The sequence below is a fragment of the Nocardioides sp. YIM B13467 genome (assembly GCF_042788075.1).
Taxonomy (GTDB): Bacteria; Actinomycetota; Actinomycetes; order Propionibacteriales; family Nocardioidaceae; genus Nocardioides.
Window position 1 is genome coordinate 2942777 of sequence record NZ_JBHZPJ010000046.1, and the last position, 17022, is coordinate 2959798.

A 17022-nucleotide genomic window follows, 5' to 3' on the forward strand; every position below is an offset into this window, starting at 1 on the left:
GGTCTACTGGGTCTCGATGCGGTCGAGGTAGGCACGGCGTACGTCGTCGTGGACGGCGCGGCGGATCAGCCGCATCACCCGCTCGAGGACGAGCGGGGCGCTGTTGGCGGCGAGGCCGATCCTGGGACAGCGGGTCATGCGCTGACCTCCTCGGTCTCCTTGACCGTGATCTCGAAGTCGGCCGGGTCGAAGCGGCTGATCCGGCGGACCAGCTCGCCGGTGGACCACGGCCAGGAGAAGCTGTTGCGCCCGTTGGCGTCGATGAAGTAGCTGTGGCAGGACGCGCCGCTGTAGGCGGTGCCGGCGAGCGCGGCCTGCACGTCCGCGACGTACGCGGCCTGGGCCCGCGGACTGACGTCGAGCTCCGCCCAGCCATGTGCGCGGGCGGTCGTGATGGCCTCGGTGATCATCGCCACCTGCGACTCGGCGACGGCGAAGGCCGAGCCGTGACCGGTGCCGAGGCTCGGGCCGAGCACCACGAACGCGTTGGGGAAGCCTGAGACCGAGGTGCCCTGGTAGGCCTCGGGGGAGCCGGCCCAGTGCTCGGCGAGCGTACGGCCGTCCGCTCCACGGATCAGGTCGGCGACCGGCATGTCGAGGATGTGGAAGCCGGTGCCGAGGATGATCGCGTCGACCTCCGCCGCGCTGCCGTCGGTGCCGATCACGGTCGCGCCCTCGACCCGGGCGACGCCGGTCGCGTGCACCTCGACGTTCGGCTTCGTCAGCGACTGGAGGTAGTTGTTGGAGAAGAGGATCCGCTTGCAGCCGAGCAGGTAGTCGGGCGTCAGCTTCGCCCGTAGCTCCTTGTCCCGGACTGCGGCGCGCAGGTAGGCCCGGCCGACCTGCTGCAGGCCCTGCATCAGCGGCTGCGGGCGGCGGAAGGCGATGCCGACGGCCTCCATGGCGGCGTACTCGACCGCCCCGAGCGCCTTCTCGAAGAACGGCACGTGGTGTTTCACCCACTTCTCCGCGTCCGGCACCGGATGGTCGACCTTGGGCAGCACCCAGTGGGCGGTGCGCTGGAAGAGGTGCAGGGCGGAGACCTGCTTCTGGACCTCGGGTACGAACTGGACCGCCGACGCCCCGGTGCCGATCACGGCCACCCGCTTGCCGTCGAGGTCGACGTCGTGGTTCCACCGGGCCGAGTGCCAGACCTCGCCGGGGAAGTCGGCCAGACCGGGAAGGTCCGGGATCTTCGGCTCGTTCCACGGTCCGGCGGCGGCGACCAGGAAGCGGGTGGTGATCTCGCCGTCGCTGGTGTCCAGGTGCCACCCGGCGGCCTCGGCGTTCCAGGTCGCGCCGCGGACCTCGACCCCGAACCGGGTGATGTCCTCGAGGCCGCGATCCCGGGCCACGCCGTCGATGTAGGCGAGGATCTCCGGCTGGTTGCCGTAGACCCGTGACCAGTCGCTGTTGGGCGCGAATGAGAACGAGTAGAGGTTGGACGGTACGTCGCACGCGCACCCCGGATAGGTGTTGGCCCGCCAGGTGCCGCCGTAGGTGTCGGCCTTCTCGAGGATGACGACGTCCTCGACGCCCGCCTCGCGCAGCTTGATCGCGGCCGCGATGCCGGAGATGCCGGCACCGATGACGACGACCTCGTGGTGGCTCATGCGGTTGCTCCTTCATTGGACGAGATCGCGATAGCGACCCGGTCGGGGACGTGTCGGCGGGCCGCGGCGAGAGTGGCCTCGCGGCGGCCGAGGTCCATGAAGTTCGGGCCCATCGCGGCCAGCTCCGCAGGCCCGGGCTCCACCCGGACGACGCGTACGCCGGCCTTTCGGAGCCGGACGACCTCGCGGTCGAGCACGGCGGTCATCTGGGAGCGCAGCAGGCGTTCGATCCGGTGGACGCCACGCGCTGGGACGCCGCCCTCGGTGGTCATCGGGGCGACCACGACGACCTCGTCGACCGCCTGGCCGAGGAGGAGGTCGGCCGAGACGGAGGAGACCGCACCGCCGTCGACGTAGCGACGCCCCGCGATCTCGACCGGCGGGAACCAGCCGGGGATCGCCCAGGAAGCCGCGACCGCCGCGCCCAGGGTGGCCGAGGGGGCGTCCGCGGAGCCGAACGCCACCCGGGTGCCGGTGGCCGCGTCCGCCGCGACCAGCCAGGTCGCGGGGTGGTCGACCCAGCCGTCGGGGCCGGCCAGCGCGTCGCCGTACGCCCTCAGCCAGCCGGCGTCGCCGCGGCCGCGGGGGAGCAGGCCGGCCAGCGCGCTGTAGGGCGAGCGGCGGCAGAGGCCGGGGCGGACCAGGCCGAGGGCGGGCAGCGCGGGAGCCGGCACCGGTGGCGCCGTGCCGGGATGGGCAGCGACGTGGGCCGCCAGGACGGGGTCGGCGCCCGGTGTCCCGTCGAGAGCGTCGAGCAGGTCCTGCGGCGTACGGCCGGACCCGAGGGTCGCGACGATCTCCGAGCCCGCGGAGGTGCCGACGAGGACGTCGGCCGTGCGGACGTCCCAGTCCAGCGCCTCCTCGAGGGCGCGGAGGGCCACAGCCGTCCAGGCGAAGCCGAGGGTGCCGCCGCAGCCGATGGCCAGTGCGCGTCGTGGGGTCATATTCGGATACTAACGGTATTTGAATACCGGCGGTAGCCCGAACTGGTAAGATCTGACCCATGGGCCGGATCACGCGCAAGGAGTCGCACGCGCAGACGCGTGAGCGACTCATCGCGACCGCGCACCGGCTGTTCCTCTCCGACGGCTACAACGCGACCTCGCTCGACAAGGTCGCCACCGCGGCGGGCTTCTCGAAGGGCGCGGTCTACTCGAACTTCTCGACCAAGCACGAGCTCGGCTTGGCCGTGCTCGACGTGATCCATCGGGAGCGGGCCCAGTCGCTGGCGGACGCCGTCAGCGGCGTCGACACCGTCGAGGGCCGGATCGACGCCTTCGCGGCGTGGGCCGAGGCCAACATCGGCGACGTCGGCTGGACCGCGCTCGAAGTCGAGTTCGCGACCAGCACGCGCCGCGTCCCCGGGGTGAGTCAGCAGCTCGCCGACCGGCGCCGCGAGCTCACCGCGGCCATCGCCGGCCTCATCGAGCGGCAGGCCGCCGACCTCGGCCTCACACTGGCCTCACCGGCCGAGGACGCCGCTGTCCAGCTGCTCTCCCTCGGCATCGGGCTCGGTGTCCAGCGTGCGTTCGACCCCGACCTCTCGGTCACCAGCCTGGTCGACCTGCTGCGCTCGCTGCTGGAGAGCGCGACGCCTGCGTCGTAGTGCCCTAGTGGGCCGGAGCGCCGTTGCGCCCGGGGGCCGGGAAAGGAACCCGGTTCAGGCCGCGCACGGCCGGGCTCAGCAGCGTCGCCAGCGAGATCACCACATAGGCGATGCCGGCGATCGCGAGCATGTTTTCGATCCCGTACGCAGCGGCCAGCGGTCCCATCGCAAGCTGCCCGACGGGGATGGCGATATAGGTGCCGAGCTGGTCGTAGGAAGAGGCGCGGGAGAGCAGTTCGGTCGGGACGTTCTCCTGCATCGAGAGCTGCCAGCCGAGACTGAAGACCTGGATGCCGGCGCCGGAGAGGGCGGCCGCGGGCAGCAGCACGGCGAGATCGGTGGAGAACCCGAGAGCGGCGATCGGCAGCCCGAACAGGGCCATGCCGATCATGCCGTAGAACAGCGGCCGCTCGAGCCGGACCTTCATCAGCACGAGCGTCGCGGCGAGCACGCCGATCCCCTGGAAGGTCAGGATCAGGCCCCAGCCGCCCGCACCCAGCGTCGAGCCATCGGCCCGCTGCGGGCCGAGCGTGAGCAGCCCGCCCTCGTAGAGGGCGTTGAGCATGGTCGCGGCGCCGACGCAGAGCCACAGCCAGCTCGTCGAGCGGAAGTAGTCCCACCCCGTGCGCAGATCGCCGATGACCGAGGCCTTGCCGACCGAGCCGCTGAGCTTGACCGGCAGCAACAGCAGCGCCGCGATGATCCAGGTGGCGGCGTCGAGCGCGAGCGCCCAGCCCGCGCCGACGCTGAGGACGAGCAGGCCGGCGGTGCCGGGACCTGCGACCGCGACGACCGCCCGGGTCAGCGACATCAGCACGTTGGCCTCCTGCAGCATGGTGCGAGGCACCACGAGCGGGATGATCCCCTGCTGGGCGGGCAGGCCGGCGGCGGAGACGATGCCGTTGAGCGCGGCGAGTGCGATCAGGTGCCACAGCTCGGCGACACCTGTGATGACGAGGACGGCGATGACCGCCTGGCTCAGTCCCGAGACCAGGTTGGAGGCGAACAGGATCCGGGCTCGGCCCATCCGGTCGGCGAGCACGCCGCCGATGAGCATGAAGACGATCATCGGGATGGTGCGGGCCGCGAGGACGGCCCCGATCGCGATCGGCGCGTCACTGATCTCCAGGACCGCGAAGGCCAGGGCGACGGGCGCCATGAAGTTGCCCACCAGGTTGATCGATCGCGAGGCGAAGAACCAGCGGAAGTGGGGTTCGCGAAGTGGGGCTGTCGCCGAGATCCGAGCCATTCGAGAGAGAATAGACCTTCGGGTGATTTCTATCTGCCGTAAATTCGCAATTCTGTCACGAGACCGTTATCCCGGCTGAGCGCATCTCCTCGATGGCAGCCGAGGTGCTCGCCGCGGCCACGCCGGCGGCCAGATCGGCGAGCAGCGTGGTGTGGAATCCGGCGGCTCGGGCGTCGAGCGCGGTGGCACGTACGCAGTAGTCGGTCGCCAGCCCGCACACGTCGACCTCCTCGACGCCGTGGGCCCGGAGCCAGTCAGTGAGATTGGCGCCGCCGGTGGCCGCGCCCTCGAAGCCGGAGTAGGCCGCTGCGTACTCGCCCTTGCGGAAGATCTCGTCGAAGGTGACCGGGTCGAGGTTGTGGTGGAAGGCCTCGCCGTCGGTGCCGACCACGCAGTGCGCCGGCCAGGAGTCGACGTAGTCCGGCGGGTTGCCGAAGTGGTCGCCCGGGTCGATGTGGTGGTCCTTGGTCGCCACCACCAGCCCGTACGTCTGCTCCGGGTCCTTGCTCGCCGCCCGCTCCCGCAGCAGCTGACCGATGTCGTAGGCCACCCGGGCCCCGCCGTCGACCGGCAGGGACCCGCCCTCGCAGAAGTCGTTCTGTACGTCGACCACGATCAGTGCACGCGTCATGCCGTCAGCCTAGACCGGGCCGGCGAGACATCACTGGCGAGACATCACTGGAAGAGCGTCGGGATCGCCGGATCGCCCTTCAGGAGCGAGTGGGCGACGACGGGGAGCTCGGCGACCGAGGCCCGGTGACGCTCGCGCGCGGCGTCGAGGGGCTCGCGGCCCACGACCTCGCCGTTCTTGACCAGCTGGGTGAGCAGCGGCCGGTCGTTGCCGTCGCCCTCGGGTGCGGTGCCGATGCCGATCACCTCGGCGTCGGCGACATCCTTGCGGTTGCGGCGGCGCAGGGCGTACTTCCGGCCGCCGATCGACGCCTTGGACGCGCTCTTCTTGGCGACCGGCTCCAGGTCGCCGGAGGCACCCTCGCGGGCGACGAGCTTGTAGACGAAGCCGGCCGTCGGGTGGCCCGACCCGGTGACCAGCTGGGTGCCGACGCCGTAGCCGTCGACCGGGGCGGCCGCGAGGCCGGCGATGGCGTACTCGTCCAGGTCGCTGGTGACGATGATCTTCGTCTCGGTGGCGCCGAGGTCGTCGAGCTGGCGGCGTACGTCATGGGCGAGGAGCCCCAGGTCGCCGGAGTCGATCCGCACCGCACCGAGCTCGGGACCGGCGATCTCGACCGCCTTCGCCACCGCCTCGGCGATGTCATAGGTGTCCACCAGCAGCGTGGTGCCCTTGCCGAGAGAGGCGACCTGGGCGTGGAAGGCCTGCTCCTCGGTGTCGTGCAGGAGGGTGAAGGCGTGTGCGGAGGTGCCGGTCGTGGGCACACCGAAGCGAGCGCGGGCGGCGAGGTTGGAGGTGGCGGTGAAGCCGGCCACATAGGCCGCGCGGGCCGCGGCGATCGCGGCCGCCTCGTGGGTGCGGCGCGAGCCCATCTCGATGCACGGACGCTCACCGGCCGCGAGCGTCATCCGGGAGGCCGCGGTGGCGATGGCCGAGTCGTGGTTGTAGATCGAGAGGAGCACCGTCTCCAGGACGACCGCCTCGGCGAAGCTGGCCTCGACCACGAGCAGCGGCGAGTGCGGGAAGAAGGTCTCGCCCTCGGCGTACCCCCAGATGTCGCCGGTGAAGCGGTAGCCGGCCAGCCATTCCAGGGTCGGGCCGTCGACGACGCCCTCCAGGATCGCCAGCTCCTCCGAGCCGAAGCGGAACGCCTCGAGGGCGTCGAGCGCCCGCCCGACCCCGGCCACCACGCCATAGCGCCGCCCGCCGGCCAGGCGCCGGGGGAACAGCTCGAAGACCGCACGACGCTCCGCGGTGCCCGCCTTCAGGGCGGCCTGGAGCATGGTCAGCTCGTAGTGATCTGTCAGGAGCGCGGTCGAGTCCGCTGTCGAGTCCACGGGCACATCGTGGCACGATGGAGTGCATGAGCGCGCCAAGCCCCGTGGAGCTCGACGAGCCGGAGGTCGACGACCTCGTCGCCCCGTCGACACCATGGGTGACCATCGTCTGGAACGACCCGGTCAACCTGATGTCGTACGTCACCTTCGTCTTCCAGAAGTACTTCGGCTACTCCAAGAAGAAGTCGGAGAAGCTGATGATGGAGGTGCACAACGACGGCAAGTCGGCCGTCTCCTCCGGATCGCGCGAGGAGATGGAGCGCGACGTGCAGGCGATGCACGAATACGGGCTCTGGGCGACGCTGGAGAAGCAGGATTGATGGGCGGGTTCAGTTACCACCGCCGCAGCAAGCAGATCATCGCGACCTTCTCCGGGTTCGAGGCCGACCTGCTCCGTTCGTTGGCCTCGCAGCTCGTCGAGCTGTTGCGCAACGAGGTCGCCGCTCCGGCCGAGAGCGACGACCCGCTCGAGGCGCTGCTCGACTTCTCGGGGCCGACCACCGAGCCCGAGGACCCGGTCCTGAAGCGGCTCTTCCCCTCTGCCTACGGGAACGACGAAGAGGCCGCCGGGGAGTTTCGGCGGTTCACCGAGGGTGGGCTGCGCGACGGCAAGGCGCGGGCCGCGTGCACGATCATCGACTCGCTCGAGGAGGCGGGCCTCCCGCCCGAGCTCGACGAGGACGGGCTGGTCATCGACGTCGAGCTCCCGATCCCGGACGCCGAGGCGTGGATGCGCTCCTTCACCGACATCCGGCTCGCGCTGGCGACCCGGCTCGGGGTCGAGGAGGGCGACGAGGACTTCTGGGACTCGCTGCCCGACGACGACCCCGCCGGCCAGGTCTACGGGATCTACCAGTGGGTCGGGATCCTGCAGGAGACCATGGTCGAGGCGCTGTGGGCGGCGTCCTGACTACACCACGTCGTGGGGCGGTCGTGACCGTGTCCGGCACCCGGTCACGTACGTCTTCGCTGCTCGGCCCGCCTAGGCTGATCCCGTGCTGACCATCGACCAGGCGACGTACGACGCGATCGTCGCCCACGCGAAGCGCGACCATCCCGACGAGGCGTGCGGGATCGTCGCGGGCCCTGAGGGGTCCGACCGGCCGGAGCGGTTCATCGAGATGATCAACGCCGCCGGCTCGCCGACCTTCTACGAGTTCGACTCGACCGATCTGCTCCAGCTCTACAAGGAGATGGATGCGAACGACGAGGAGCCGGTGATCGTCTACCACTCCCACACCGCGACCGAGGCCTACCCGTCCCGGACCGACATCGGGCTGGCGATGGAGCCGAACGCGCACTACGTGCTGGTCAGCACCCGCGACTGTTTCACCGATGGGGGAAACGACGACGGCCCGGTCGAGTTTCGATCATTCCGCATCGTCGACGGCAACGTCACCGAGGAAGAAATCAGCATCGTCGCGACGTTGTCGTGACGCGCCCAAGAAACATCCAGCTAGGAGAACCCATGGCCATCGAGGTCAAGATCCCGACCATCCTCCGCACCTACACCGCCGGTGAGAAGGCAGTCAGCGCCGAGGGCAAGACCCTGAGCGCGCTCATCGACGACCTCGAGGCGAACCACTCCGGCATCAAGGAGCGCCTCATCGACAACGGTGACCTGCGCCGCTTCGTCAACGTCTACATCAACGACGAGGACGTACGTTTCATCGGCGGTCTCGACGCCGAGCTCAAGGACGGCGACCAGGTCGTTGTCCTCCCCGCCGTCGCCGGCGGCTGCTGAACCCTTCAGCCCAGAATGCCGCGGTCGTACGCTCGTGCGACCGCGGCTGCTCTGTCTGTGACCCCGAGCTTGTCGAAGATGTGACCCAGGTGGGTCTTGACCGTCGCCTCGCTGACGAAGAGCTTTGCGGCGATGGCGCGGTTGGTCGTGCCGCGCGCGACGAGGGTGAGCACCTCGCGCTCGCGGGGGCTCAGCTGAGCCGTCGGACCGGGTGAGCGCAACCGGGAGGCGAGCCGGGTCGCGACCGCGGGGGAGAGGACGGTCTCGCCGGCCGCCGTCGCGCGGACGGCCTCGACGAGGTCCGGTGTCGGCGCGTCCTTGAGCAGATAGCCGGTCGCGCCAGCCTCGATCGCGGCGACCACGTCGGAGTCTGTGTCGAACGTCGTCAGGACCAGTACGCCGGTCCGCGACTCCAACGCCCGGAGCCGCTCGATCACCTCGACCCCGCCGGTGCCGGGCATCCGCAGGTCCAGCACGAGTACGTCCGGCTCGAGCTCCTCGACGAGGGCCAGGGCCTGCGCCCCGTCGCCCGCCTGGCCGACGACCTCGAAGCCTTGCGCGCGGAGCACTCCGACCACCCCGTCGCGTACGACGGGGTGGTCGTCGGCGACCACGATCCTGATCTGAGTCATGCGGGTCCTCGGGGGAGTGCGGGGATGCTGGCGGAGACGGCGGTGCCGGCGCTGGAGGCGGACTCGAGGGTGAAGGTGCCGGTCAGGCGCTGGGCCCGCTCGCGCATCACGCCCAGCCCGAACGAGGACGAGCGGCGCGGAGCGGCAGGGTCGAAGCCGGAGCCGTCGTCGCGCACGTCGAGGATGACGTCGGACTCGTCGAAGGTGAGGGTGACGCCGACCCGGGATGCATCGGCGTGCTTGGCGACGTTGGCGAGGGCCTCCTGGGCGATCCGCAGCAGCGACGCCTCGACCTCGGAGTGCAGCGGCGTGGCATCGCCGACGACGACGAAGGAGGCTTCGAGGCCGTGGTCGTCGCGCCAGCTCGTGACCAGCGTCGAGAGGGCGTCGGCGAGACCCGCGTCGGCCAGCTCGGCGGGGGTCAGGTCCTGCACGGAGCGTCGGGCCTCGACCAGCGCGGTGCGGGCCATCTCGGTGGCCCGGGNTCGCAGGCCTTGATGGTGAGCTCGTCGCGGATGGAGCCACCGGGCTGGACGATCGCCTTGACGCCGGCGTCGATCAGGATCTGGGGGCCGTCCTCGAAGGGGAAGAAGGCGTCGGAGGCGGCGACGGCGCCGCGGGCGCGCTCGGAGCCCTCGGCGAGTGTGTTGGCCCGCTCCACGGCGAGCTTGCAGGAGTCGACGCGGTTGACCTGGCCCATGCCGATGCCGACCGAGGCACCGTCGGAGGCCAGCAGGATCGCGTTGGACTTGGCCGAGCGGCAGGCCTTCCAGGCGAAGGCCAGGTCGGCGAGGGTCGCCTCGTCGGCGGCCTCACCGGTTGCCAACGTCCACGAAGCCGGGTCGTCGCCCTCGGCGTCGACGTGGTCGACCTGCTGCATCAGCAGACCACCGGAGATCGGGCGGGTCTCGACCGCGGCGCGCTCGTCGGCGGCGGCGACCAGGATGCGGATGTTCTTCTTGCCCTGCAGGATCTCGACGGCGCCGTCCTCGTAGCCCGGAGCCACGATGACCTCGGTGAACACCTCGGCGACCTGCTGGGCCATCTCGACCGTCACCGGCCGGTTGGAGGCGATCACACCACCGAAGGCGGAGACCGGGTCGCAGGCGTGCGCCCGCCGGTGCGCCTCGGCGATGTCGGCACCGACGGCCAGGCCGCAGGGGTTGGCGTGCTTGATGATCGCGACCGCCGGCTCGGCGAAGTCGTTGGCTGCGCGCCGCGCGGCGTCGGTGTCGGTGTAGTTGTTGTAGGACATCTCCTTGCCGTGCAGCTGCTCGGCACGGGCGAGCCCGGCGGGGCCGAACCCGTTGAGGTAGAGCGCGGCCTTCTGGTGCGGGTTCTCGCCGTAGCGCAGGACGGTCGCCTTCTCGTACGTCCCGCCGACCCACGCCGGGAAACCGGTGCCCTCGGAGGTGTCGGTGAGCACGGAGCCCATCCAGGAGGCGACGGCCACGTCGTACGTCGCGGTGTGGACGAACGCGGCCGCGGCGAGGGCCTTGCGCTGGTCGTAGGTGAACCCACCGGCAGCGAGGGCAGCGAGGGTCGCGGCGTACTGCTCCGGCGAGGTCACGATCGCGACGGAGGGGTGGTTCTTGGCGGCGGCGCGGACCATCGAGGGGCCGCCGATGTCGATCTGCTCGACGACCTCGTCCGGCCCGGCGCCGGAGGCGACGGTCTGCACGAACGGGTAGAGGTTGGAGACGACCAGGTCGAAGGGCTCGACCTCGAGCTCCTTGAGCTGCTCGACGTGGGACTCGAGGCGGCGGTCGGCGAGGATGCCGGCGTGCACGCGCGGGTGCAGCGTCTTCACGCGGCCGTCGAGGCACTCGGGGAAGCCGGTCAGGTCCTCGACCTTGGTCACCGGCAGGCCCAGCTTCTCGATCAGCGCCGCCGAGCCACCGGTCGAGACGAGCTCGACGCCGGCGTCATGGAGCCCGCGGACCAGGTCCTCGAGACCGGTCTTGTCATAGACGGACACCAGGGCCCGCTTGATGGTGATCTGATCGAGCACAGCAATCTCCTCATCGGTCAACGATTTCGATGAGGGCACCCAGGCGGTCGATGCCACTCGGCCCAATCTCTCGGGTCACACTCCCCGGTGGTCCCCCACCTGCGCCAGTCGTGTGCTCATCACTTTAACCGCTCAGGCAGGTCCGAATCGAACTCGCCTGCCGTCGACGGTGTAGCCCTCGCGGGCGATCCGCCCGACCGTCTCGACGAGCATCGACCGCTCGACGACCTTGATCCGCTCGTGGAGCGTCTCCTCGGTGTCGTCGTCCTCCACCGGCACCGTCACCTGCGCCATGATCATGCCGGTGTCGACCCCGGCGTCGACGATGAAGAGCGTTGCACCGGTGACCTTCACGCCGTAGTCCAGCGCGTCCCGCGCGCCGTGCATCCCCGGGAAGGACGGCAGCAGCGCCGGGTGGGTGTTGAGCGTCTTCCCACCGAACCTCTCCAGGAACGAAGCCCCCACCAGCTTCATGAAGCCCGCGGAGACCACGAGATCAGGCTCGTACGCCGCCACCGACTCGGCCAAGGCCGCGTCCCACTCCTCGCGCGACCCGAAGTCCTTGACCCGGTGCACGAAGGTAGGGATCCCAGCATCGGTCGCCCGGGTCAGCCCCTGGATCCCGTCACGGTCGGCCCCGACCGCGACGACCTCTGCCCCGAACTCCGGGGAGGCGCAGGCATCCAACAGGGCCTGGAGGTTGGTGCCCGAGCCGGACACGAGGACGACGAGACGCAGCGACATGCTGCGAACTCTAGGCGGCCGGGTCGGTCGGGAGGGAACGCCGGTGCCACCAGGTCATGGTGAGCCCGGCGAGCAGACCGGCGAGACCGAAGAAGGCGATGGCGTTGACGAGCACCTGCCCGGCGTACGGCCCGACGTCGGCCATCCGGCCGGGGCCGACAGCACCGCCGGCGACACCGGAGAGAATGGCGAGGAGGAGGCCGGCGACGACTCCGGCGCTGACGCCGCGGAGCGCGCCCTCCGACCAGCGCAGGGTGGGCCGGACCCGGCTGACCCGGCAGACGGCCCAGAAGGCGGTCAGCGGGCCGAGCGCCATCACCGCGGCGACCCAGGCGGGCGGGGCGCCGTTGTCGGGCAGGGCGGCGAGCATCGGGAACATCGGCAGCGGGCCGAGGGTCACCGCCGTCGGGGTGACGGTGGTTCCGACACCGACCGTGAAGCCCGGGCCCAGGGCGTACGCGCTGGAGAAGAGCACCGCGTTGGGGAGCACGAGGACGGCGAGCAGCGAGTAGAGGATGATCCCGCCGACGTCGAGGTGGAGCTGGGAGACCACGTTGACCGACGTGGTGAAGTCGGTGAAGAGGGCCGCGAAGAACACCAGCGTGCTGACCGCGAACCACCAGAGCAGGATCGACCTCACCATGACCAGTACGTCCACGGCGGCGCGTGGCAGCAGCGTGATCCAGAGCGCCGCGCGGCCGGAGCCGACCGCGATCGCGGGCAGCGCCAATACCACGCAAAGCCCGACCGACCAGGCGAAGACGCCGGCGATGCTCGGCGCGGTGGCTGGGGTGCCGGCGACGAGCGCCGTCACGATCGCGGTCACCGTGTAGCCGAACGTGAACAGCCCGGCGACGACCGGGACGGTCAGGTCACGCTCGCCGTCGGCGAGGGCGTTGGCGTCCGGGCCGTGCAGCGAGACCGAGTCGCCGACCCGGACCGCGACCTGCCACATCGCCCAGGCGAGGACGAGGGTCAGCCCGAGCGGGACGACGGTGACCGCGACCCCGGAGACGAGGACCCCGGACCCGTGGCCGAGCAGCCACCCGAGCGCGGCGACACGCAGGGCGTCCGACGGCTCGCCGTGAGCACCCATGTCGCTGATGAACCAGCCGAGGATGCCGATCGCCAGACACACCACCAGCGTGGCGGCGGCGGTGCCGACACCCCCGAGCAGCGCGACCGCGACCAGCGGGCGGCGGTGGCGGAGATCATGAAGATCGTCCGCAGAGAGCCCGCGGTCAGGGGTGCGAGGAGGCAGCAGTGACGACATCGCGAATCATCCTCCCAACCCCGGCACCCTCGATCTCGGCGACGCGCCGCCAGCGGCGGTCCCCGGGTTGGTCACAGCGGTTGATACCCGCCTGTGCATCTGCGGCTATTGCCGTTCATTCGACCGAATCACCTACAGTTGACCGCTGACATGGGCATGACCACGGCAGACCACGAGACCTTCGAGGCGTTCTATCAGGACGTCCGTGGACGCCTCCTTCTCCAAACCTGGTCGCTGACCGGGGATCTGGAGGCCGCCAAGGCCGCCGTGCGCGGCGCGCTGGTCATCACCTGGCACCACTGGCGCAAGGTGAAGCCGATGGACGACTTCGAGCGCGAGGACTGGGTCCGCCCGATCGCCTGGTCCAAGGCGATCCGCAACCACTCGGTGCCGCTGCTCCACCGCGACCAGACGATCGCGCCGGAGGCCCGCCACACCCTCTCCGCGCTGCGCGGCCTGCCGCTCCACGACCGCAAGGTCTTCCTGCTCGGCCACCTCACCAGCGTCGACCTGGCCCAGCTGGCCCGCGAGGTCGGCACCCCGATCAGCCGCACCGAGACCGACCTGCAGGGCGCCAACGCCGCCATCTGCGCCGAGCTCGGGATCGCTCCGGAGCAGCTGCAGTCCATCTTCGACCCGCTCGTCGACGTGCTCACCGAGCAGCCCTGGCCGAAGACCTCGACGATCACCACCGCCGGCGCCGTGCGCCGCCGGGTGCACACCACCATCGGCGCGGCGGCGGCCATCGCCGCCCTGGTCGGCACCGGATTCTTCGTCACCCAGGACGCCGAGACCGAGCCACGGCTCAACACCCTCTCGATGCAGTCGGCGGCCGAGGAGTTCGAGGTCGAGCCGAGCCAGATCCCCGGCAAGAAGCTGACCGCCAAGGACCTGATGACCGAGGAGGAGGTCGCGAAGATCTACGGCGGCTCCTGGGCCGTCGACATCTCCTCCGACAACCTCGAGGGCACCGGCCTCACCATCCCCTGCCAGGCCGACACCTCGGCCGACAAGCGACCGGTGGCGAGCCTGGCGCGCACCTTCATCGCCAAGGCGAAGGCGACCACCGCCGGCACCACGATCGAGTCCTCGGTCGACGCGAAGGCGGCGGCTGGGGCGTACAAGAAGATGCAGGGGTGGTACGCAGCGTGCGCCGAGCCCCGTTACCAGCTGATCTTCACCGAGTCGGTCGACGGCATCGGCGACCAGGCGACCCTCTTCACCTACCGCGACTGGGAGAACAACCGGGCGGTCACCTACGGCGTCGCGCGCACCGGCAGGCACACCGCCGCGGTCACCGTGAAGACCGAGGGCAAGTCGAGCACGACCGCGTCCAAGACCTCGACCATGCTCGGCACCGCCGTCCACAACCTCTGCTCCATGCCCGGTGCGGGCGCGTGCGTCGAGACCAAGCGACCGCGGACGACGGTGGTCCCGATCGCCACCGGCAAGGCGCCCGGGTTGATCAACGAGACCGATCTGCCCCCGGTCAGCACGATCGGTGACCCGTGGGAGGGCACCGAGGCGAAGCCGGCCAAGTCCAACCCCGCCCAGACCCGCTGCGACGAGACCCAGTTCAACGCCAAGGGCATGTCCGGCGCCCAGACACGCTCCTTCGTGATCCCCGAGACGAAGAAGAAGCTCGCGCCGATCTTCGGGCTCACCGAGACGGTCGGCAAGTTCGGCTCCGCCAAGGAGGCACAGGCCTTCAACGTCGCCATCAAGGGCCGGCTGGACAAGTGCAGCGACAAGCAGCTCGGCAGCCACGTCACCCAGGTCGCTACCGAGTCCATCAAGGACGGCGCGATCACGGTGTGGTACATCCGGGTGGAGCTCGAGAACACCTCGATCTACTACCGGATGGCTGCGATCCGGCGCGGCGCCAACGTCGCCCAGATGAGCTTCGTTCCCGACGGCGACGCTGATATCAGCAACTCCGACTTCGTCACCCTCGCCAAGCGCGCCGCCTATCGGCTCGACTATCTCTGAGCCCAGAATCTGAGCCCAGTTTCCTCCCGGATGCAACCGGACCTGCCTCCCATGCATCTGACCCTCTGAGGCTGGCGCAGCGCCAGATCAGGGTCCGGCCAGTCTGGGGAGGCAAGCGATGGACGAGGACGAGTTCGACGCGTTCTACAACGCGTCCTTTCGTCGCGTGTGCGCTCAGGTGTACGCCATGATCGGCGACTCCGACGAGGCCGCCGAATGCGTCCAGGAGGCCTTCGCCCGAGCCTGGGCCCACCGGCGCAAGATGTCCTCGGTCGACTACCCCGAAGCCTGGGTCCGCACCACCGCCTACCGCCTCGCGGTGGGCCGCTGGCGCCGGAAGAAGTACGCCGGCCGCGTCACCGACAGAGCCGTCGGCGTTCGCACGGAGATGCCCGCCGTCGACGAGACCCATGTCGCGCTCGTCGCCGCTCTCAAGAAGCTTCCCGAGGCCCAGCGCCAAGCCATCGTCCTGCACCACATCGCCGACCTGCCCGTCCACCAGGTGGCCGCAGAGGTCGGCGTGCCGACCGGAACCATCAAGGCCCGCCTCTCCCGCGGGCGCTCTGCGCTGGCAGCTCTGCTGGCCGACGAAGCGCCCGGCACTGCACTGGAAGGAGGCGTGCGATGAGTGACCCGATCTCGCGTCTGGACCAGTTCCGCGCCGACACCCCTGGAGCACCGATGAAGTCCGCAGCCGAGGTACGCCACCGGGGTGACCAGATCCGCCGCCGCCAGCGCACCCTCGTCGCCGCCGGCGCGGTCGCCGTGGCCGCGGTCGTCGCCGGACCGATCATCTTCCTCTCCGCCGGCTTCGGCGACAAGGCCATCGAGCCCGCGCCGGCGCCCAGCGAGACTCCGAGCACGGTCGCCCCCAGCCCGTCGGCCTCGGCCTCCGCGCCGGCGTCGGACCTCACCCGCGCCGCCCTCCCGATCGCGGCCGACCTGGTCGCGGACGACCCGTTTCCGCCCTGGGTCGAGGAGCAGACCTACGACGGCGAGGGCAAGAGCGGCTCCAACGAGTGTCTGACCGAGTCGCTGGCCGACGCTGGTGCGCTGGCCACGGTGCGCCGCGACTTCGTCCCCGAGCCCGGGGACGAGCTGTCGGCCTCGGCCGGGACGTTGAAGGCCGTCGTCGCCGAGTTCGGGTCGCCCGAGGATGCCGAGAAGGCTCGCGGCGACCTCGCCGAGGCAGCGGCCGCGTGCCCCGGCGTGGATGAAGCGGAGACCGCCGGCTCTCTCCCGGTCAGGGGTGGCGTGATCTCGGCCGGAGACATCGGCGTGGTGACGTACCAGCCTGACGACCCGGACATGAACGCTGTCTGGGAGGTCGCGACGGCCGTCATCTCCGCCGAGGACCGGGTTCTGGTGATGACCCGGAAGCGTGGCGTACAGAGCTACGTCTCCCCGACCGACCTGCGGACCTCAGCCATCAACGCCGCCCACCGGATGGTCGGCGCGAAGAATCCGGTCGAGCCGTCCTCGAACTCGCCGGCCACGGCACCGGCGACCAGCAATGCTCCCGAGCCGGCCCTCTCGGCGCGCAACCTGCTCACCGGCGAGGAGGCGATCTACCCCAACGGCGGAGCGCTGGACTGGGTCGAGAGCTCCGGGTCGACGACCACCGGCGAGACCGCGCCTGCGGCCAACGCCTGCTGGCAGGGCTCCATGAAAGCCCGCGGAGCGATCGCCACCATGCAACGGGACTTCCTCCTCGTGACCTCCGAAGGCGGCGACTCCGACGCCGACGCCTACCTCAACGAGACGATCGCCGAGTTCCCCTCGAGCGAGGAGGCCCAGGCGGCGTACGAGGACGTGCTCACCTGGCTCGACGGCTGCAGCCCCGAGGGCTCGGACAGCTTCAAGTCCAACCCGTTCGGCGACGTGCCGGTGTCGGCGCAGGCGGAGGGTGTGACCGGGCTCGCCATCTACGGCCCGATCACGGCCGCCCCCGGGACCCAGTACGACCCCGCCGGCCGCGAGGACGACGGCTGGTTCCTGGAGATGGGCGTCGTCCTCAGCGGCAACCGGATCGCCGTCCTCAGCCACCTGGTCAGCGGGCAGGACTACAACTGGCCGGCGGAGGATGGCGGTACCCCGGTGCAGCAGATGCTCCCCGCCGCGGCCGATCGGCTCTCGTCCAGATGACCGGATATGCAACCCATGTGGACGCTCGCACGTATCAATCCGCGACAC

19 protein-coding genes and 1 riboswitch are annotated in these 17022 nt (G+C 70.4%); of the genes, 8 read left to right on the forward strand and 11 right to left on the reverse strand.

What is annotated here, in order from left to right:
• Positions 1 to 3 precede the first annotated feature (3 nt).
• From ACFX43_RS21215 to ACFX43_RS21225, 3 genes are read right to left on the reverse strand one after another with little or no spacing between them, the layout of a single operon-like run.
• Positions 4 to 138 (reverse strand): hypothetical protein, encoded by a 135-nt coding sequence (locus ACFX43_RS21215; protein WP_378834338.1) that lies wholly within the window; start codon positions 136 to 138, stop codon positions 4 to 6.
• Entirely contained in the window at positions 135 to 1613 is a 1479-nt protein-coding gene (locus ACFX43_RS21220; RefSeq protein ID WP_378834342.1) for a flavin-containing monooxygenase, read from the reverse strand. The genes ACFX43_RS21215 and ACFX43_RS21220 overlap by 4 nt, the downstream gene beginning before the upstream one ends.
• Positions 1610 to 2557 (reverse strand): patatin-like phospholipase family protein, encoded by a 948-nt coding sequence (locus tag ACFX43_RS21225; RefSeq protein ID WP_378834348.1) that lies wholly within the window; start codon positions 2555 to 2557, stop codon positions 1610 to 1612. The genes ACFX43_RS21220 and ACFX43_RS21225 overlap by 4 nt, the downstream gene beginning before the upstream one ends.
• A 59-nt stretch (positions 2558 to 2616) precedes the next feature.
• On the opposite strand from ACFX43_RS21225, the gene ACFX43_RS21230 reads away from it, so the two are divergent.
• Positions 2617 to 3219, forward strand: coding sequence for a TetR/AcrR family transcriptional regulator (locus tag ACFX43_RS21230; RefSeq protein WP_378834351.1), 603 nt, complete (start codon positions 2617 to 2619; stop codon positions 3217 to 3219).
• A 4-nt stretch (positions 3220 to 3223) separates the two neighbouring features.
• Here the strand turns inward: ACFX43_RS21230 and ACFX43_RS21235 are convergent, their stop codons facing one another.
• The 3 genes from ACFX43_RS21235 to ACFX43_RS21245 are packed head-to-tail and all read right to left on the reverse strand — an operon-like array spanning position 3224 to position 6436.
• Positions 3224 to 4468, reverse strand: coding sequence for an MFS transporter (locus ACFX43_RS21235; RefSeq protein ID WP_378834356.1), 1245 nt, complete (start codon positions 4466 to 4468; stop codon positions 3224 to 3226).
• A 55-nt stretch (positions 4469 to 4523) separates the two neighbouring features.
• Positions 4524 to 5099 (reverse strand): isochorismatase family protein, encoded by a 576-nt coding sequence (locus ACFX43_RS21240; RefSeq protein ID WP_378834358.1) that lies wholly within the window; start codon positions 5097 to 5099, stop codon positions 4524 to 4526.
• 44 nt (positions 5100 to 5143) lie between these two features.
• The gene (locus ACFX43_RS21245; protein WP_378834361.1) at positions 5144 to 6436 is read right to left on the reverse strand and encodes a nicotinate phosphoribosyltransferase; all 1293 of its coding nucleotides are present in this window, start codon (positions 6434 to 6436) and stop codon (positions 5144 to 5146) included.
• A 26-nt stretch (positions 6437 to 6462) separates the two neighbouring features.
• On the opposite strand from ACFX43_RS21245, the gene clpS reads away from it, so the two are divergent.
• From clpS to ACFX43_RS21265, 4 genes are all read left to right on the forward strand, one after another.
• The gene (gene clpS, locus ACFX43_RS21250; protein WP_336738120.1) at positions 6463 to 6756 is read left to right on the forward strand and encodes an ATP-dependent Clp protease adapter ClpS; all 294 of its coding nucleotides are present in this window, start codon (positions 6463 to 6465) and stop codon (positions 6754 to 6756) included.
• Positions 6756 to 7346 (forward strand): DUF2017 domain-containing protein, encoded by a 591-nt coding sequence (locus ACFX43_RS21255; RefSeq protein ID WP_378834366.1) that lies wholly within the window; start codon positions 6756 to 6758, stop codon positions 7344 to 7346. The genes clpS and ACFX43_RS21255 overlap by 1 nt, the downstream gene beginning before the upstream one ends.
• Before the next feature lie 85 nt (positions 7347 to 7431).
• Entirely contained in the window at positions 7432 to 7872 is a 441-nt protein-coding gene (locus ACFX43_RS21260) for a Mov34/MPN/PAD-1 family protein (protein ID WP_378834372.1), read from the forward strand.
• Between the two features lie 32 nt (positions 7873 to 7904).
• Positions 7905 to 8180, forward strand: coding sequence for a MoaD family protein (locus ACFX43_RS21265; protein WP_008358635.1), 276 nt, complete (start codon positions 7905 to 7907; stop codon positions 8178 to 8180).
• 5 nt (positions 8181 to 8185) lie between these two features.
• On the opposite strand, the gene ACFX43_RS21270 is transcribed toward ACFX43_RS21265, so the two are convergent.
• The 5 genes from ACFX43_RS21270 to ACFX43_RS21290 form a co-directional block, all read right to left on the reverse strand.
• Positions 8186 to 8812, reverse strand: a complete 627-nt coding sequence (locus tag ACFX43_RS21270) for a response regulator transcription factor (protein ID WP_357353670.1) — start codon at positions 8810 to 8812, stop codon at positions 8186 to 8188.
• Complete coding sequence (locus tag ACFX43_RS21275) at positions 8809 to 9282, reverse strand: sensor histidine kinase (protein WP_378834381.1); 474 nt, start codon at positions 9280 to 9282, stop codon at positions 8809 to 8811. The genes ACFX43_RS21270 and ACFX43_RS21275 overlap by 4 nt, the downstream gene beginning before the upstream one ends.
• Positions 9234 to 10823 (reverse strand): bifunctional phosphoribosylaminoimidazolecarboxamide formyltransferase/IMP cyclohydrolase, encoded by a 1590-nt coding sequence (gene purH / locus ACFX43_RS21280; RefSeq protein ID WP_378834384.1) that lies wholly within the window; start codon positions 10821 to 10823, stop codon positions 9234 to 9236. The genes ACFX43_RS21275 and purH overlap by 49 nt, the downstream gene beginning before the upstream one ends.
• Positions 10824 to 10853: 30 nt before the next feature.
• A riboswitch (ZMP/ZTP riboswitch) is annotated at positions 10854 to 10945 on the reverse strand.
• A 10-nt stretch (positions 10946 to 10955) separates the two neighbouring features.
• Complete coding sequence (gene purN / locus ACFX43_RS21285) at positions 10956 to 11567, reverse strand: phosphoribosylglycinamide formyltransferase (RefSeq protein WP_378834388.1); 612 nt, start codon at positions 11565 to 11567, stop codon at positions 10956 to 10958.
• Between the two features lie 10 nt (positions 11568 to 11577).
• The gene (locus tag ACFX43_RS21290) at positions 11578 to 12840 is read right to left on the reverse strand and encodes a DUF6350 family protein (protein ID WP_378834392.1); all 1263 of its coding nucleotides are present in this window, start codon (positions 12838 to 12840) and stop codon (positions 11578 to 11580) included.
• Positions 12841 to 12996: 156 nt separating this feature from the next.
• On the opposite strand from ACFX43_RS21290, the gene ACFX43_RS21295 reads away from it, so the two are divergent.
• The 3 genes from ACFX43_RS21295 to ACFX43_RS21305 all read left to right on the forward strand — a co-directional run bounded on the left by ACFX43_RS21295 (position 12997) and on the right by ACFX43_RS21305 (position 16974).
• A complete protein-coding gene (locus tag ACFX43_RS21295; RefSeq protein ID WP_378834394.1) occupies positions 12997 to 14829 on the forward strand; it encodes a hypothetical protein in 1833 nt (610 codons plus the stop codon).
• A 118-nt stretch (positions 14830 to 14947) separates the two neighbouring features.
• Positions 14948 to 15457: a SigE family RNA polymerase sigma factor gene (locus ACFX43_RS21300; RefSeq protein WP_378834397.1), complete on the forward strand. Its 510-nt coding sequence runs from the start codon at positions 14948 to 14950 to the stop codon at positions 15455 to 15457.
• Positions 15454 to 16974 (forward strand): hypothetical protein, encoded by a 1521-nt coding sequence (locus tag ACFX43_RS21305; protein ID WP_378834400.1) that lies wholly within the window; start codon positions 15454 to 15456, stop codon positions 16972 to 16974. The genes ACFX43_RS21300 and ACFX43_RS21305 overlap by 4 nt, the downstream gene beginning before the upstream one ends.
• Positions 16975 to 17022 lie beyond the last annotated feature (48 nt).

Bases quoted from the DNA above. Each gene is read 5' to 3' on its own strand.
- ACFX43_RS21255 (WP_378834366.1), top strand. From the start codon at position 6,756: ATGGGCGGGTTCAGTTACCACCGCCGCAGCAAGCAGATCATCGCGACC.
- ACFX43_RS21235 (WP_378834356.1), bottom strand. From the start codon at position 4,468: ATGGCTCGGATCTCGGCGACAGCCCCACTTCGCGAACCCCACTTCCGC.
- ACFX43_RS21300 (WP_378834397.1), top strand. From the start codon at position 14,948: ATGGACGAGGACGAGTTCGACGCGTTCTACAACGCGTCCTTTCGTCGC.
- ACFX43_RS21225 (WP_378834348.1), bottom strand. From the start codon at position 2,557: ATGACCCCACGACGCGCACTGGCCATCGGCTGCGGCGGCACCCTCGGC.
- ACFX43_RS21220 (WP_378834342.1), bottom strand. From the start codon at position 1,613: ATGAGCCACCACGAGGTCGTCGTCATCGGTGCCGGCATCTCCGGCATC.
- ACFX43_RS21265 (WP_008358635.1), top strand. From the start codon at position 7,905: ATGGCCATCGAGGTCAAGATCCCGACCATCCTCCGCACCTACACCGCC.
- ACFX43_RS21230 (WP_378834351.1), top strand. From the start codon at position 2,617: ATGGGCCGGATCACGCGCAAGGAGTCGCACGCGCAGACGCGTGAGCGA.
- purN (WP_378834388.1), bottom strand. From the start codon at position 11,567: ATGTCGCTGCGTCTCGTCGTCCTCGTGTCCGGCTCGGGCACCAACCTC.
- ACFX43_RS21295 (WP_378834394.1), top strand. From the start codon at position 12,997: ATGACCACGGCAGACCACGAGACCTTCGAGGCGTTCTATCAGGACGTC.
- ACFX43_RS21270 (WP_357353670.1), bottom strand. From the start codon at position 8,812: ATGACTCAGATCAGGATCGTGGTCGCCGACGACCACCCCGTCGTACGC.
- ACFX43_RS21275 (WP_378834381.1), bottom strand. From the start codon at position 9,282: ATGGCCCGCACCGCGCTGGTCGAGGCCCGACGCTCCGTGCAGGACCTG.
- ACFX43_RS21240 (WP_378834358.1), bottom strand. From the start codon at position 5,099: ATGACGCGTGCACTGATCGTGGTCGACGTACAGAACGACTTCTGCGAG.
- ACFX43_RS21215 (WP_378834338.1), bottom strand. From the start codon at position 138: ATGACCCGCTGTCCCAGGATCGGCCTCGCCGCCAACAGCGCCCCGCTC.
- clpS (WP_336738120.1), top strand. From the start codon at position 6,463: ATGAGCGCGCCAAGCCCCGTGGAGCTCGACGAGCCGGAGGTCGACGAC.
- ACFX43_RS21290 (WP_378834392.1), bottom strand. From the start codon at position 12,840: ATGTCGTCACTGCTGCCTCCTCGCACCCCTGACCGCGGGCTCTCTGCG.
- ACFX43_RS21305 (WP_378834400.1), top strand. From the start codon at position 15,454: ATGAGTGACCCGATCTCGCGTCTGGACCAGTTCCGCGCCGACACCCCT.